The 16,842-nt window shown below is 44.7% G+C and carries 12 protein-coding genes; 10 read left to right on the plus strand and 2 right to left on the minus strand.

Annotated elements, in window-relative coordinates:
- The 9 genes from rplJ to rpsJ all read left to right on the plus strand — a co-directional run bounded on the left by rplJ (position 1) and on the right by rpsJ (position 13,261).
- A complete protein-coding gene (gene rplJ, locus KIT51_03810; protein UYN87404.1) occupies positions 1 to 534 on the plus strand; it encodes a 50S ribosomal protein L10 in 534 nt (177 codons plus the stop codon).
- Positions 535 to 566: 32 nt separating this feature from the next.
- Entirely contained in the window at positions 567 to 947 is a 381-nt protein-coding gene (gene rplL, locus KIT51_03815; protein ID UYN87405.1) for a 50S ribosomal protein L7/L12, read from the plus strand.
- A gap of 149 nt (positions 948 to 1,096) precedes the next feature.
- Positions 1,097 to 4,966 (plus strand): DNA-directed RNA polymerase subunit beta, encoded by a 3,870-nt coding sequence (gene rpoB / locus KIT51_03820; protein UYN87406.1) that lies wholly within the window; start codon positions 1,097 to 1,099, stop codon positions 4,964 to 4,966.
- A 107-nt stretch (positions 4,967 to 5,073) separates the two neighbouring features.
- The gene (gene rpoC / locus KIT51_03825) at positions 5,074 to 9,387 is read left to right on the plus strand and encodes a DNA-directed RNA polymerase subunit beta' (GenBank protein ID UYN87407.1); all 4,314 of its coding nucleotides are present in this window, start codon (positions 5,074 to 5,076) and stop codon (positions 9,385 to 9,387) included.
- A 68-nt stretch (positions 9,388 to 9,455) separates the two neighbouring features.
- The gene (locus tag KIT51_03830; GenBank protein ID UYN87408.1) at positions 9,456 to 9,782 is read left to right on the plus strand and encodes a DUF3467 domain-containing protein; all 327 of its coding nucleotides are present in this window, start codon (positions 9,456 to 9,458) and stop codon (positions 9,780 to 9,782) included.
- Between the two features lie 135 nt (positions 9,783 to 9,917).
- Positions 9,918 to 10,328: a 30S ribosomal protein S12 gene (rpsL, locus tag KIT51_03835; GenBank protein ID UYN87409.1), complete on the plus strand. Its 411-nt coding sequence runs from the start codon at positions 9,918 to 9,920 to the stop codon at positions 10,326 to 10,328.
- A 12-nt stretch (positions 10,329 to 10,340) separates the two neighbouring features.
- Entirely contained in the window at positions 10,341 to 10,808 is a 468-nt protein-coding gene (gene rpsG, locus KIT51_03840; protein UYN87410.1) for a 30S ribosomal protein S7, read from the plus strand.
- A gap of 19 nt (positions 10,809 to 10,827) precedes the next feature.
- A complete protein-coding gene (gene fusA / locus KIT51_03845) occupies positions 10,828 to 12,933 on the plus strand; it encodes an elongation factor G (GenBank protein UYN87411.1) in 2,106 nt (701 codons plus the stop codon).
- Positions 12,934 to 12,955: 22 nt separating this feature from the next.
- On the plus strand, positions 12,956 to 13,261 hold the full coding sequence (rpsJ, locus tag KIT51_03850; protein ID UYN87412.1) for a 30S ribosomal protein S10: 306 nt from the start codon (positions 12,956 to 12,958) through the stop codon (positions 13,259 to 13,261).
- Between the two features lie 61 nt (positions 13,262 to 13,322).
- On the opposite strand, the gene KIT51_03855 is transcribed toward rpsJ, so the two are convergent.
- Positions 13,323 to 14,432, minus strand: coding sequence for an ABC transporter substrate-binding protein (locus KIT51_03855; protein UYN87413.1), 1,110 nt, complete (start codon positions 14,430 to 14,432; stop codon positions 13,323 to 13,325).
- 37 nt (positions 14,433 to 14,469) lie between these two features.
- Positions 14,470 to 15,465: a methylmalonyl Co-A mutase-associated GTPase MeaB gene (meaB, locus tag KIT51_03860; protein ID UYN87414.1), complete on the minus strand. Its 996-nt coding sequence runs from the start codon at positions 15,463 to 15,465 to the stop codon at positions 14,470 to 14,472.
- Positions 15,466 to 15,526: 61 nt separating this feature from the next.
- On the opposite strand from meaB, the gene KIT51_03865 reads away from it, so the two are divergent.
- Complete coding sequence (locus KIT51_03865; protein ID UYN87415.1) at positions 15,527 to 16,828, plus strand: CHASE2 domain-containing protein; 1,302 nt, start codon at positions 15,527 to 15,529, stop codon at positions 16,826 to 16,828.
- Positions 16,829 to 16,842: the final 14 nt, after the last annotated feature.

Raw genomic sequence — 16,842 nt, forward strand, 5'->3', positions numbered from 1 at the left:
ATGACCAGAGAAGAAAAAGCACAAATAATAGAGGAACTCAGTCACAAGTTTGCTGATAACACGCACTTCTACATTACTGATGCAGGCGGGTTAACCGTTGCCCAGGTAAATGCGTTCAGAAGACTTTGTTTCAAAAGTGGTATCGAGTACAAAGTGTACAAGAACACATTGATCCGCAAAGCACTTGAAAAGCAAGAAGGTGTTGATTATTCCCCGTTGTTCGGAACGTTGCATGGGTTTTCAGGTGTCCTCTTCTCAAAAGAAGCTGGAAATCTTCCTGCCCGCGTAATTAAGGAGTTCCGTAAAAAACTGGAAGGTAAACCGGTACTGAAGGCTGCCTCTATCGACTCTGATTTTTTTATCGGAGAAGAAAACCTTAATACGCTTAGCGAGCTGAAAAGCAAAAATGAGCTTATTGGCGATGTTATTTCCTTGCTGCAATCACCAGCCAAGAATGTACTTTCTGCTTTGTTAAGTGGAAAGCAAACAGTGGCTGGATTGGTGAAAGCACTGGAAGAACGTGGTACTAAATAATTGTTGAATCAAAATTTTAAATTTTATCAAAAATGGCTGACGTTAAAGCTCTCGGAGATCAACTTGTTGAACTCACTGTAAAAGAAGTAAATGAACTTGCTTCTTATTTAAAGGAAACTTACGGCATTGAACCTGCTGCTGCTGCGGTTGTTGCTGGCCCTGCTGCCGGAGCTGCTGGTGGTGGCGCTGCTGCTGAAGAAAAAACCAACTTCGATGTAGTGTTGAAGGCACCGGGTGCTAACAAGCTTCAAATTGTGAAACTTGTTAAAGAACTCACTGGTCTTGGCTTGAAAGAAGCTAAAGATGTAGTGGACGGAGCTCCTAAAACTATCAAAGAAGGATTGCCAAAAGACGAAGCTGAAAACCTGAAAAAGCAACTCGTTGAAGCGGGTGCTGAAGTAGAGTTGAAGTAATTCTTCTGGAAGGCAATGGTACGTCTAATGCCTTCCATTAGACCTTGTCCCCGAGGCATAATCGGGACAAGGTCTATTCCTATTTATACCTGTAGCATCGTACCAGTTACAGAAATTCGTCCAGGATTTGAACATAAACGTTAAGCACCTTGGCAAAGAAAAATAGCACTGGCAGAATCGACTTTTCATCTGCCGAAAAAGTTATCGATTACCCTGATTTTTTGGACGTTCAACTCCAGTCGTTCAAAGATTTTTTGCAAATAGATACGCCCGCTGAAAAAAGACAAAACGAAGGTCTTTATAAAGTGTTCGCGGAAAACTTCCCGATCTCCGACTCACGCGAAAACTTCGTGTTGGAATTCGTGGATTATACCATTGACCCGCCCAAATACAATGTGGACGAGTGTATTGACAGGGGTTTAACTTTCTCTGTTCCGTTAAAAGCAAAACTTCGCCTCACTTGTAACGATGAGGATAATGAAGATTTTGAAACCATAGAGCAAGAAGTTTTCCTGGGCAACATCCCCTACATGACGGAGAAAGGATCCTTCGTTATCAATGGTGCCGAGCGCGTAATCGTTTCGCAACTTCACCGTTCACCCGGGGTGTTCTTTGCCATGAGCAAGCACACTAATGGCACAAAATTATACTCGGCCCGTATCATTCCTTTCAAGGGATCATGGATCGAATTTGCTACGGATGTTAACTCAGTGATGTATGCTTACATCGACCGGAAAAAGAAATTCCCCGTAACCACTTTGCTTCGCGCAATAGGTTTCGGTACCGATAAAGATATTCTCGACTTGTTCGGCCTTTCGGAAGAAGTGGAAGCGAACAAGAATACCCTTAAAAAGGTTGCCGGCCGTAAGTTAGCCGCCCGTGTGCTGCGCACCTGGACGGAAGACTTCGTGGACGAAGATACCGGTGAAGTAGTTTCTATTGATCGTAACGAGGTGTTGTTGGAACGCGACCACGTGTTATCGCAGGAGGATGTAGACACAATTCTTGAATCCGGTGTGAAATCTATCATCTTACACCGCGAAGATGTTAACGTGGCCGATTACCACATCATTTTCAACACGCTTGCAAAAGATAACTCTAACTCCGAGAAAGAGGCTGTAGAACAAATCTACCGTCAGCTTAGAAATACAGAAGCCCCTGATGAACAAACTGCGCGGGATATTATCCAAAGCTTGTTCTTTAGTGAAAAACGTTACGACCTTGGTGAAGTAGGGCGTTACCGTATAAATAAGAAACTTGGGCTTGATCTTGGTTACGATCAGCGCGTACTGACCAAAGAAGATATCATTCTTATTGTTAAGTACCTCATCGGCCTGATCAACTCAAAAGCATTGATCGATGATATCGATCACTTGAGTAACCGCAGGGTGCGTACGGTTGGCGAACAATTGTACACCCAGTTTGGTGTTGGTCTTGCCCGTATGGCCCGAACCATTAAGGAACGGATGAACGTACGTGACAACGAAGACTTTAAACCCGTTGACTTGATCAATGCGCGCACATTGTCTTCGGTTATCAACTCGTTCTTCGGAACAAACCAGCTTTCACAGTTTATGGACCAGACTAACCCACTGGCCGAGATTACGCACAAGCGTAGAATGTCAGCCCTCGGTCCAGGTGGTCTTTCACGTGAACGTGCAGGGTTTGAAGTGCGCGATGTACACTATACACACTACGGTCGTTTGTGTACAATCGAAACGCCCGAAGGACCGAACATTGGCCTTATCTCATCACTTTGCGTTCATGCAAAAGTGAATAAGATGGGCTTTATTGAAACGCCTTACCGTAAAATCGAAAATGGAAAAGTAAAGGGTAAGGAAATCATATTCCTTACGGCTGAGGAAGAGGATACCCATAACATAGCCCAGGCAAACATTAAGGTTAAGCCTAACGGTGAGTTTATTGAGGAGAAGGTGAAAGCCCGCTTCGAAGGTGACTTCCCGGTGGTTGAACCAAAGGATCTTAAGTATATGGATATTGCCCCGAACCAGATTGTTTCGGTGGCAGCCTCGATGATTCCATTCCTTGAGCATGATGACGCAAACCGTGCCTTGATGGGTTCAAACATGCAACGTCAGGCAGTGCCCCTGGTACGCCCGGAAGCTCCTATTGTGGGCACTGGCCTGGAGGGACGCATTGCGTTGGATTCGCGCGCATTGATAACGGCCGAAGGCAATGGTGTTGTAGAATTTGTTGACGCGAAGAAGATCGTTATCAAATATGATGTAACGGAAGAACAACGTTCCGTAAACTTCGATAATGAAGTACGCACCTATAACCTGGTGAAGTTCAGGCGCACCAACCAGGATACCTGTATTAATCACTCCCCGCTTGTCAGAAAAGGGGATCGGGTTACAAAAGGTCAGCCGCTTGTTGAAGGTTATGCCACCAATAATGGCGAGCTGGCTTTAGGAAGAAACCTGGTTGTGGCCTACATGCCGTGGCAGGGATATAACTTTGAGGATGCGATTGTTATTTCTGAAAAAGTTGTGCGTGATGATGTTTACACCTCCATTCACATTGAAGAATTTGAATTGGAGGTGCGCGACACTAAGCGTGGCGAGGAAGAACTGACTTCTGAAATCCCTAACGTAAGCGAAGAAGCCGTTAAGCATCTGGATGAAAACGGTATCATCCGTGTGGGTGCCGAGGTGAAAGAAGGTGATATTTTGATCGGTAAGATTACTCCAAAAGGTGAGACTGATCCGACACCTGAAGAAAAACTGCTCCGCGCCATCTTTGGTGACAAGGCTGGTGATGTGAAAGATGCTTCGCTTAAGGCACCCCCATCATTAAAGGGAGTGGTTATCGATACAAAATTATTCTCACGGCCTAAACGAGATAAAGATATCCGCAGCAAGTCGAAGAAAGAGCTGGATGCGCTGAAATCAAAATACAGCAAAACGCTTTCGGAGTTGCGCACTGAGATGATCAAGAAGCTTACCGCCTTGCTGAACGGTAAATCAAGCAACGGTGTGAAGCACAAGTTTGGTGACGAACTTATCAGTAAGGGTGTTAAATTTTCTTCGAAGGTAATTGAGAACAATCTCTTCCCTGACAAGAATATTTATCGTGACGAAAGCAACTACGCTGTTCCTGAAGAAGTAAACCTGATTGCTGACGTTTCCCTGGATAACTGGACATCTGATGATCATACCAATGATTTGGTTGGTCAGTTGGTAAGAAATTACCTGGTAAAGCGTAATGGAATAGCCGGTGAGTTTAAGCGTGAACGCTTTACACTTGAAGTAGGTGATGAATTGCCTACGGGTATCGTTCAGCTGGCCAAAGTATACATTGCGAAGAAACGCAAATTGAAAGTAGGCGATAAAATGGCGGGTCGTCACGGTAACAAAGGTGTTGTGGCACGCATTGTTCGTGATGAAGATATGCCATTCCTGGAAGATGGAACACCGGTTGATATTTGCTTAAACCCGCTAGGCGTACCTTCCCGTATGAACCTCGGACAGCTTTACGAGGCTGTGCTTGCATGGGCCGGTTTGAAATTGGGTCGTAAATATGCTACTCCAATTTTTGATGGGGCTTCATTGGAAGAAGTTCAGAACGAATTGAAGGAAGCAGGTCTTCCTGAATTTGGAAGAACTTACCTGTACGATGGCTTGTCAGGCCAGAAATTTGATCAACCGGTAACCGTAGGGGTAGCCTATATGCTGAAGCTTGGTCACCTGGTTGACGATAAAATGCACGCACGTTCAATTGGCCCATATTCACTCATCACGCAGCAACCGTTGGGCGGTAAAGCGCAGTTTGGTGGCCAGCGCTTCGGTGAAATGGAGGTTTGGGCGATTGAGGCCTTTGGCGCTTCGCACATCCTTCAGGAAATCCTTACCATCAAGTCCGATGACGTGATAGGTCGTGCCAAGGCTTACGAATCTATCGTGAAGGGTGAGAATATGCGTAAGCCAAATATCCCTGAATCATTCAATGTATTGGTACATGAACTGAGAGGGTTAGCCCTTGAGATTACAATGGATTAACCAATGTTGATCGTTGTTAGTTGTTGGTTATTTGTTTTGAGAAACCAACAACTAACAACCAACAACTAACAACTAGTATTATCACTAAAGACTAAAACAACAACCCGATGTCTTTCAGAAAAAATAAAAAATTCAACAGCGATTTTTCAAAAATCACCATCAGCCTGGCTTCTCCTGAGTCAATACTGGAGAGTTCGCATGGCGAGGTGACACAGCCTGAAACCATCAACTACAGAACATATAAGCCTGAAATGGGCGGCTTGTTCTGCGAACGTATTTTCGGTCCAGTTAAAGACTGGGAATGTCACTGTGGAAAATATAAGCGTATACGCTACAAGGGCATTATCTGCGATCGTTGCGGGGTAGAAGTTACCGAGAAGAAGGTAAGACGTGAACGCATGGGTCATATTGAGTTGGTTGTACCGGTGGCACACATCTGGTATTTCCGTTCATTACCAAATAAAATTGGATATCTGCTTGGCCTCGCAACTAAAAAGCTCGACCAGATTATTTACTATGAACGGTTTGTTGTTATCCAACCGGGTATAAAGGAAGAGGACGGCATCAACAAAATGGATTTCCTGACAGAAGAGGAATACCTCGATATTGTTGATAAGCTACCCCGTGAAAACCAGTTGCTGGATGATAACGATCCTAAAAAGTTTATTGCCAAGATGGGTGCAGAGGCATTGGAGATGTTGCTTTCCCGCCTTGACTTAGATACACTTTCATACGATCTGCGACACCAGGCAGCAACGGATACTTCACAGCAGCGTAAGGCTGAAGCTTTAAAGCGCTTGAAGGTGGTTGAGGCATTCCGTGAGGCCAACACACGCGTTGAAAACCGCCCGGAGTGGATGGTGATCAAAATGGTTCCGGTTATTCCGCCTGAACTTCGCCCGCTTGTACCGTTGGATGGTGGTCGGTTTGCAACATCTGATTTAAATGACCTTTACAGACGTGTTATTATCCGTAATAACCGTTTAAAGAGACTTATTGATATTAAAGCCCCTGAAGTAATCCTGCGTAACGAGAAGCGCATGCTTCAGGAAGCCGTTGACTCATTGTTCGATAACTCCCGAAAAGTAAATGCTGTGCGCTCCGATGGAAACCGTGCCTTGAAATCGTTGAGTGATATGCTGAAAGGTAAGCAAGGACGTTTCCGTCAAAACTTGCTAGGTAAGCGCGTTGACTACTCCGGTCGTTCGGTAATCGTTGTTGGCCCGGAATTGAAACTGCATGAATGCGGATTGCCAAAGGACATGGCAGCTGAATTATTCAAGCCATTCATTATCCGCAAGCTTATTGAGAGAGGAATTGTAAAAACAGTCAAATCGGCAAAGAAAATCGTTGATCGTAAAGATCCTGTGATCTGGGATATTTTGGAAAACGTGTTGAAGGGACACCCTGTTCTGTTGAACCGCGCACCAACGCTCCACAGATTAGGTATCCAGGCGTTCCAACCAAAACTTATCGAAGGAAAAGCTATCCAATTGCACCCGTTGGTATGTACTGCGTTTAACGCTGACTTTGACGGTGACCAAATGGCCGTTCACGTGCCGCTTGGACAAGAAGCAATTCTTGAAGCATCAGTACTTATGCTTTCATCGCACAACATTCTAAACCCTGCTAATGGTGCGCCCATTACCGTTCCATCGCAAGACATGGTACTGGGTTTATACTACCTTACAAAGGGAAGAAAAGGTACTGCAGAAAAACCTGTACTGGGCGAAGGCAAACGATTCTTTTCGTCAGAGGAAGTTATTGTTGCGCACAACGAAGGCAAACTAGCCAAACACGCGCACGTGAAGGTGCGGGTTAAAGTAAGGGATAAGAATACCGGTGAACTAAAGCACCAAACTATTGATACTGTAGCAGGTCGGGTATTGTTCAATCAATACGTTCCTGAAGAAGTTGGTTTTGTTGATGAACTACTGACCAAAAAGAAACTACAGACCATCATTGCTGATGTGTATAAGCTTGCGGGGCTTTCCAAAACAGCTAAGTTCCTCGATGATATCAAAGACCTTGGATTTCAAATGGCCTATAAAGGCGGATTATCCATGGGCTTGAATGATGTGAAAGTTCCTGCAGAGAAAGAAAAGTTTGTATCGGAAGCACAGAAGGAAGTTGATGCCGTTTGGAACAACTACATGATGGGCTTGATTACAGATAACGAGCGCTACAACCAGGTAATTGATATCTGGACAAGAACCAATACCATGCTTACCAACACGCTTATGCGCCAGTTGGAAGAGGATGATCAGGGTTTCAACCCGATCTATATGATGATGCACTCTGGTGCCCGGGGTTCCCGCGAACAGGTTCGTCAGTTGGGCGGTATGCGTGGTTTGATGGCAAAACCTCAGAAGAACCTTGCCGGTTCAGTAGGTTCCATTATTGAAAACCCCATCCTTTCAAACTTCAAAGAAGGATTGGATGTATTGGAGTACTTTATTTCGACACACGGTGCGCGTAAAGGTCTTGCCGATACTGCGTTAAAAACTGCCGATGCAGGTTACCTGACCCGAAGGTTAGTGGATGTTGCCCACGATCTTGTAATAACAGAAGGGGATTGCGGCACGCTGCGAGGCCTCAAGGTTACAGCATTAAAGGATAACGAGGATATAGTTGAGCCTTTATCTGAAAGGATATTAGGACGGGTAACGGTTCATGATATTTATGATCCGCTGACCGAAAAGTTAATTTGTCCGGCCAACGCTGAAATCACCGATGAGATTGCAAAACTCATTGAAGAAACAAGTATTGAAGAAGTAGAGATCAGGTCAGTGCTTACCTGTGAATCGAAAATGGGTGCTTGCGCTAAATGTTACGGACGCAACCTTGCCACAGGAAAAATGGCTGAAGTAGGTGAGGCTGTGGGTGTAATTGCCGCACAATCCATCGGAGAACCGGGTACACAGCTTACGTTGCGTACATTCCACGTGGGTGGTACGGCTTCAAACATTGCCGTTGATGCAAACATCAAAGCCAAATTCCCTGGTGTGGTTGAATTTGAAGGCGTTCGTTTTGTTGACACTACCGATAGGGAAGGCAACAAGGTTCAGGTGGTGATGGGCCGCACAGGTGAGATACGTATCCTGGATAAAGAGAAAGGACGTGTGTTGATTTCAAACAACGTTCCTTACGGTGCTTTCTTAAAAGTAAAAGATGGCCAGCAAGTAGATAAAGGGGATGAGCTATGTTTTTGGGATCCGTACAATGCTGTGATACTTTCAGAATTTGATGGTGAAATCGGATATGAGGCAATCATTGAAGGTATTACGTATAAAGAAGAATCGGATGAACAAACCGGCCACCGCGAGAAGGTGATCACCGAGACCCGCGATAAGACGAAGAACCCAGCGATAATTGTAAACGGCAAGGTTGAGACTAAATCGTATAACATACCGGTGGGCGCTCACTTAGCCGTAGAAGAGGGTGAGAAGATCAAAGCTGGCCAGGTTTTAGTGAAAATACCACGCACAATCGGAAAATCCCGTGACATTACGGGTGGTTTGCCACGCGTAACGGAATTGTTCGAGGCGCGTAATCCATCGAACCCAGCCGTAGTAAGTGAGATTGATGGCGTTGTAACGTATGGCGGAATTAAGCGCGGTAACCGGGAAATATTTATCGAGTCACGCGATGGCGTTCAGAAGCGTTACTTGGTGCCGTTGTCAAAACACATTCTTGTTCAGGACAACGACTTCGTAAAAGCAGGACAGCCCTTGTCAGACGGTTCAATTTCACCCGGTGATATTCTGGCAATTAAAGGCCCCACGGCCGTTCAGGAATACCTGGTAAATGAAATTCAGGAGGTATACCGCCTTCAGGGTGTAAAGATTAACGATAAGCATATTGAAGCTATCGTGAGCCAGATGATGCAGAAGGTTGAAATTATTGATCAGGGTGATACCAACTTCTTGCCCGGAGAGTATGTTGATAAGTTCTCGTTCCGTGAAGAGAACGATAAGATACTGGATAAGAAGGTTGTTGTTGATGCTGGTGATTCGGATAAGTTTAAGCCCGGTCAGATTGTAACCAGCCGTGAACTTCGCGATGAGAATTCATCCTTGCGTAGGAAAGACCAAAAATTGGTTGAGGTACGTGATGCATTGGCGGCAGTTTCAAGGCCAACGTTGCAGGGTATTACCCAGGCATCGTTGAAAACCGAGAGCTGGTTGTCTGCTGCATCGTTCCAGGAAACTACGAAAGTGTTGAGCGAAGCTGCGATTCGTGGTAAAGCTGACCGGTTATTGGGTATGAAAGAGAATGTGATCGTTGGGCACCTCATCCCTGCCGGAACCGGACAGCGTAGGTTCAACAGCATTATCGTTACCCATAAGGATGAGTATGATAACCTTACCCGCGCCCTTGACACCAAGGAGAGAGATCGGGAAAAGGAATTGCAGGACTAAAATTAATAGCCACTGGTCATCAGTTATTAAAGAAGTGACTGATGACCAGTGACTTAATCTGAATACGAATGGCCGAAGACAAAAAAGATAAGCAAGCTCCAAATCAGATCAATATTGAACTATCTGAGGAAATTGCCGAGGGCATTTATTCCAACCTGGCCATGATTGCCCATTCCAATAGCGAGTTTGTAATTGATTTTATTCGTTTAATGCCGGGTGTTCCCAAGGCACGTGTAAAGTCGAGGGTAATTATTACACCTGAGCACGCCAAGCGTTTATTGGCTGCCCTTAAGGATAATATCGACAAGTACGAGAACTCTTTTGGCCCTATCAAGCAAACTCCTGATATGCCAAAATTCCCCATGAATTTTGGAGGTACCATGGGCGAGGCTTAGTTAAAAAACAGTCAAAACAGCGTAGAAACGCATAAAACCTCACCAAAAATCTTTTCCAAAGGCTTTGTATCCTTTCTTTCTTTATAATACCTTTGCAGTCCTAATTTTTAAGAGGTTTATAATAAACTGATATAAATGCCGACCATTCAACAACTTGTGCGAAAAGGCAGAAGAAAATTGACTTCCAAGTCAAAATCTCCAGCCCTTGATTCATGCCCTCAACGCAGGGGTGTTTGTACCCGTGTGTATACCACTACACCGAAGAAGCCTAACTCGGCTATGCGTAAAGTGGCGCGGGTTCGGTTAACCAACCAAAAGGAGGTTAACGCTTACATTCCTGGAGAAGGCCACAACCTTCAAGAGCACTCTATTGTACTGATCCGTGGTGGCAGGGTAAAAGACCTTCCGGGTGTTCGCTACCACATTGTTCGTGGCGCATTGGATACTGCCGGTGTTAATGGTCGGCTCCAAAGCCGTTCAAAATATGGTGCAAAACGCCCTAAAGCCGGTGCCGCTGCTGCCCCTGCAAAAGGCGCTAAAAAATAATTATACAAGCTCATGAGAAAAGCAAAACCCAAAAAGAGATACCTGCTCCCTGATCCAAAATTCCAGGATACGTTGGTAACTAAGTTCGTGAACTACTTAATGGAACAGGGTAAAAAAAGCACTGCCTACGCTATCTTTTATGATGCCATAGAATTGGTTGAGAAAAAAACCAATGAGAATGGCCTGGAGGTTTGGAAGCGTGCCATGAACAACCTAATGCCCTCTGTAGAGGTGAAGAGCAGGCGTGTTGGTGGGGCTACTTTTCAGGTACCTGTTGAAATTCGCCCTGAGCGTAAAATCAACCTGAGCATAAAGTGGTTAATCGACTATGCCCGCATGCGGGGCGAGAAAACCATGATGGACAAGTTGGCAGGTGAAATTATAGCAGCTTCAAAAGGCGAAGGTGCTGCAATCAAAAAGAAAGATGATACACACCGCATGGCTGAGGCAAACAAAGCCTTTTCACATTTCAGATTTTAATTGAGGAGCAGGACTACGAATGGCACGCGATCTTAAATACACAAGAAACATTGGAATTGCCGCGCATATTGATGCGGGCAAAACAACCACTACTGAACGCATCCTTTACTATGCTGGTGTAAACCACAAAATTGGCGAAGTTCACGATGGTGCTGCAACCATGGACTGGATGGCCCAGGAGCAGGAGCGTGGTATTACCATTACCTCTGCTGCTACAACTGTTTATTGGAATTACAAAGGCAACAAATACCACGTCAACATTATTGATACACCCGGTCACGTTGATTTTACCGTTGAAGTAAATCGCTCACTGCGTGTGTTGGATGGACTTGTGTTTTTGTTCAGTGCAGTTGATGGTGTTGAGCCGCAATCTGAAACGAACTGGCGCCTGGCTGATAATTACAAAGTAGCACGTATTGGTTTTGTAAATAAAATGGACCGTGCCGGGGCTGACTTCCTTGGTGTTTGCAAGCAAGTGAAGGAGAAATTGGGCAGCAAGGCTGTGGCCCTGCAATTGCCAATTGGTGCCGAGGAGAACTTCAAAGGGGTTGTTGATCTGGTGAACAACCGGGGTATTATATGGAATGAAGAGGACAAAGGGATGACTTTCCAGGTTGTTCCTATTCCGGAAGATATGGTAGAGGAGGCAAAGGAATACCGCGAGAAACTTCTGGAAGCCGTGGCTGAGTATGATGAGTCGCTGATGGAAAAATTCTTCAACGATCCTGAAACCATTACGGAAACAGAGGTAATTACCGCGCTCCGTAAAGCTACCATTGACATGGCCATCGTTCCGATGGTTTGTGGTTCGTCCTTCAAAAATAAGGGCGTTCAAACCATGCTGGATTACGTGATGGAGTTATTACCATCACCGCTCGATAAGGATAATATTATCGGAACAAACCCGGATGATGAATCGGAAGTAACCATTAAGCCTGACGATAAAGAACCATTTACAGCGCTTGCATTTAAAATCGCTACCGACCCATTTGTTGGTCGCTTGTGCTTCATCCGTGCCTATTCTGGTGTGCTGGAGTCAGGATCATACGTTTTTAATACGCGTTCCAATCAAAAAGAAAGGATTTCTCGCGTATTCCAAATGCATGCTAACAAGCAAAACCAGATTGAGCGCTTAACCGCTGGTGATATTGGAGCGGTAGTTGGTTTTAAGGACATCAAAACAGGGGATACGCTTTGCGATGAGAAACGTAAAGTGGTATTGGAGTCAATGGTATTCCCTGAGCCTGTAATTGGTTATGCTATTGAACCTAAGAAACAGGCCGATGTGGATAAGTTAGGTATGGCAATCTCTAAACTTGTTGAAGAGGATCCTACCCTTCGCGTACACACCGATCAGGAAACAGGGCAAACCATCCTTCGTGGTATGGGTGAATTGCACCTTGAAATTATTATTGATCGTTTGAAGCGCGAATTCAAAGTGGAGATCAATCAAGGTGCTCCGCAAGTCGCATACAAAGAATGGCTTACCTCTTCTGTTGAGCATAAGGAAGTTTACAAAAAGCAAACCGGTGGTCGTGGTAAGTTTGCTGATATTGTGTTTGAGATTGGCCCCCGCGAAGATGGAAAAGAAGGACTTGAGTTTATTAACGATATTGTTGGTGGTGTAATTCCCCGTGAATTTATCCAGCCTGTACAAAAAGGTTTCGAGCAGGCTATGGTTAACGGGCCGCTTGCTGGTTACCCGATCGATTCAATGAAAGTAAGGTTGTTCCACGGTTCTTACCACGATGTTGACTCTGATTCGCTTTCGTTTGAACTGGCAGCACGCATTGGTTTCAAGGAAGCTGCTAAAAAATGTAACCCGCAATTGCTGGAGCCTATCATGAGCGTGGAAGTGTTGACTCCTGATGAGTTTACGGGTTCTGTAACCGGTGATTTGAACAGGAGACGTGGTGTCATGAAAGGTATGGATAGCCGTGGCGGTGCCCAGGTAATTAAAGCTGACGTTCCGCTGGCCGAACTTTTCGGATATGTTACTGATTTGCGAACCATTACTTCAGGTCGTGCATCGGCTACGTTAACGTTCTCGCATTATGCACCGGTTCCGAAAAACCTTGCCGAAAAAGTAATTGACGAAGTAAAAGGCGCTGTTGCCGCAAAATAAATATCTAAAAGACGTTTAGATCATGAACCAGAAAATCAGAATCAAACTCAAGTCTTACGACCATAATTTGGTTGATAAGTCATCTGAGAAAATTGTGCGAGCAGTAAAAGCAACTGGCGCAGTAGTGAGCGGCCCCATTCCTTTGCCTACAGAAAAGGAAAAATTCACGGTGTTACGTTCGCCTCACGTAAACAAAAAGTCTCGTGAGCAATTTCAACTGTGTACCTATAAGCGCCTGGTTGACATTTACTCAAACAGTGCAAAAACTGTGGATGCCTTGATGAAACTTGAACTTCCTAGTGGTGTTGATGTAGAAATCAAAGTGTAGTTTCATTTTTCTATGAATTTAAAAAGCGGCCACCAGCACGATGTACTGGTGGCTTTCTTTTTTATTGAAGTTTTTTATGAAAGTATAGCGTGTGTTCAGGCAACAAATCCGGGTGGATTATTTTAACCAAATCCTGAAGTATTAAATCCGGGCGCAAATACCCCAATTCTAAAAACTCGCTTCCCCCTTTGGCCCCTTTGCGTGCATCGTACGTATAGACCTGGCTTGTTTGGAAAGGCCTGAATTTGGCGTAGCGCTTATCGGCCGATTCAATTTCCTTTAATGATTTGAAAGAAGCCACCCCGATCCATAGATCAGCCTTATATGCTTTTTCGTACACCGATTCAAAGCTCAACTGAAGGAACCCATTCGATGTGTTTTCTTCCCACAAGTAATGCCCACCGGCATCGGATATTAATTGGGCAGCAAAATTTTTCCCGCCCGGCAAAAACCATGTATCGCCATAAACAATACCGCTCATTACGGTTGGTTTTGTTTGTGTGTGCGCAGCCTTTTCTTTAGTTCGTTGATAAGCCTGTTCAATTGACCGAAATACCGAATCTGCCAGTTTCTCTTTGTTGAAAAACGGTGCAATAAATTTTATCCATTCAGCCCTGCCGAGAGGATGCTCTTCCAGGTACTCAGCATTAATAATAACGGGTGATCCCAGTTCCTCAATTTTTTTAAACTGCCCGAAATCCCCCGACAGGGAATAGGCCATAACAAGGTCCGGTTTTAGTGTTGCGATCCGCTCAATGTCCATCCCTTTATCAATCCCCAATTCAACTATTTCACCTTTATCAATGCGTGCCCTCATTTTTTCTGAACTGATATAGTCGGTAGTAGGAAAGCCAATCAGGGCATTGCTCTCGTTAAGGTAATCCAACAAGGGAATGTGTGTTGTTGAGGTACATACAATTTTTGAAATGGGCACTGTGATCACCCGGGTTTCGCTATCATATGGTGGTATTTCTTCCCCTTGTTTTACCAGCAGGTATTTAAGCGGCAACGCAGCGCCCGGATAGGGTTGTGTAACTTCAATTAAGGTTGAATTTTTAGTGTATGAAATAGTAAATCCTTTTGCGTACAAAAGGTGTTTTTGAGTGATGCCAGAATTGTCATCTTTAATAGGTTCTTTCTTTGCAGTACACGAAACCAGGAGAGCAAACATGATTAATAGGCAAAGAAAGTGTTTCATGGTTTTGTATTTAACGAAGGCCCTTGATCAATTCTTCCAAAAGGTTTTGCGCAGCAAGTTGGGGGGTAATTTCTTTGTTCAGCACCTTTAGCTCATTCTTTTTTAATTGTTCAAGGTATTGAGGTGATTTTTGAATTCGCATTTTAAGAAGTTGATCGAAGCACTCACGCATCCACTCCACTTGCTGTTGCCTGCGCATGGAATCGAAGTGACCATTTTTTGTCAAGGTGTGTTTAAATTCCAAGAGGATGTTCCAAAGGGCATCAATACCCTCTCCGGCAATGGCCGAACAGGTTACAACACGCGGTATCCATTCTGTTTCGTTGCGTTGAAGCAGGTGCAAGGCGTGTTGGTATTCGGCCTGTGCTTCGGCAGCCTTTCTTTTATTGTCACCATCGGCTTTGGTAATGGCAATTGTATCGGCCATTTCCATAATGCCTTTCTTTATGCCTTGCAATTCGTCTCCGGCCCCGGCCAGCATCAGCAGCAGAAAAAAATCAACCGATTTTTTTACAGTTGTTTCGGATTGACCAACGCCAACAGTTTCAACCAGCATTACTTCAAAGCCGGCCGCTTCGCATAGGTGAATAGCTTCGCGCGTTCGGTGGGTTATTCCCCCCAGGGCCTCACCTGATGACGATGGTCGGATAAATGCCAGCGGGTTTTTGGCCAAATCTTCCATCCGTGTTTTGTCGCCTAAAATGCTGCCCTTGGTCAGTGGGCTGCTTGGGTCAACGGTAAGCACGGCAATTTTCTTTTTCAGCGTGCCGGTAACATACTTTCCAAAGGCTTCAATAAATGTACTTTTCCCAACGCCCGGAACACCGGTGATGCCCACCCTGATGGAGTTGCCTGTTTTAGACAGCACCTCCTCCAAAAGACGATCGGCCAATGCACGATCGGACGGAAGTTCACTTTCAACCAGGGTAATGGCTTTCGCCAGCACTACCCGGTCACCCTGAAGTATTCCATTTACATATTCTTGCAGGTCAAGCCGGGCTTTCAAGGTATATTGATTTATGAATAAGTGGTTAAATTTCTAAATTTACCTGATACCAAACCCCCTCATGAATAAATATTTCTGGATTGATGCCGCAATAGCCACCTTGTTTATCTTCCTGTTGATGGGAGGAATCTACAGGTTAACACAACTTAGGCTATTTGATGCGTTTGATTCGATTGGCCAGGCGTTGGCCGATGTGGAATTGACGGATTATGTCTTTTCACAGCTTCGAGAAGATCCTCCTCTTGACACGAACATTGTTGTAGTAAACATTGGTGAACTGAGCAGGAGACAAGTAGCCGAACAAATCCGGATAATCAGTCAGCACAAACCTAAAGTAATTGGTATCGATGGCTTCTACAATTGCCAGGGACTTCCGCGCGACACTGTATTTTGCCCTCCGCTAAAGGATTCAATCGGTAATATTATGCTTAGTGATGCCATAAAAGAAGCCGGAAATGTTGTATTGGTGAGCAAGTTGCTTAAGTCTTTAGCCTTAAGCCGGCAAGATGTTGAAGATGTTTATGATTCGTTAGAGGTGTCTGATCCACTTTTTACGGATGTAATGTTTGCCGAAGGGTACGCCAGTTTAGAAACGGAGGCGGCCTATCAGGACGATGTTAAAACCTGCAGAACCTTTAATCCTAAAATGGAAGTAAACGGAAAGGAACATTTTGCTTTTGCGGTGCAAATGGCTTTGATCTACGATTCTGCCCGAACAAAAAAATTTTTGCAGCGAGATAATTTTTCAGAAGTAATCAACTACCGCGGAAATATTGCCGACTTTTTTGGGCAAACAAAATACCCACAGGTTTTTTATACGCTGGATGTAGATGATGTTTTTACCGAAAACTTTTTGCCCTCCATGATCGAAGGAAAAGTGGTCATCTTTGGTTTCCTGGGAAAGGAGTTCGGAGATCCTTCCTGGAGCGATAAGTTTTTTACTCCGTTAAACCTCAAAATGGCCGGCAAAGCCAATCCCGATATGTTTGGGGTGGTAGTGCATGCCAATATTGTATCCATGATCCTTAACGAGGATTATGTAGACACCATGGATGAGTGGCAGGAGTGGCTTTTGGCCATTGTTTTGTGCTACTTAAACGTGGCATTATTTTCGCTAATCTACATCAAGTTGCCCGACTGGTATGATGGTATAACCAAGCTGATACAGGTTGCTGAACTTGTGATTTTAACGTTGATTATGGTGGAGGTTTTTGACTTGTTTAGCTATAAGTTCGATACCACGATTACCCTGGCGGCTATAGCCTTGGTTGGAGACTCCTATGAAATTTATATGGGGGTTATTAAAAATTCCGCCAAACGGTTGAAAAACAAATGGTTTACCAAAGGCGAGCCTCAGGTATAAACCCTCGATAGTTA

The sequence above is a fragment of the Cyclobacteriaceae bacterium genome (assembly GCA_025808415.1).
Taxonomy (GTDB): Bacteria; Bacteroidota; Bacteroidia; order Cytophagales; family Cyclobacteriaceae; genus UBA2336.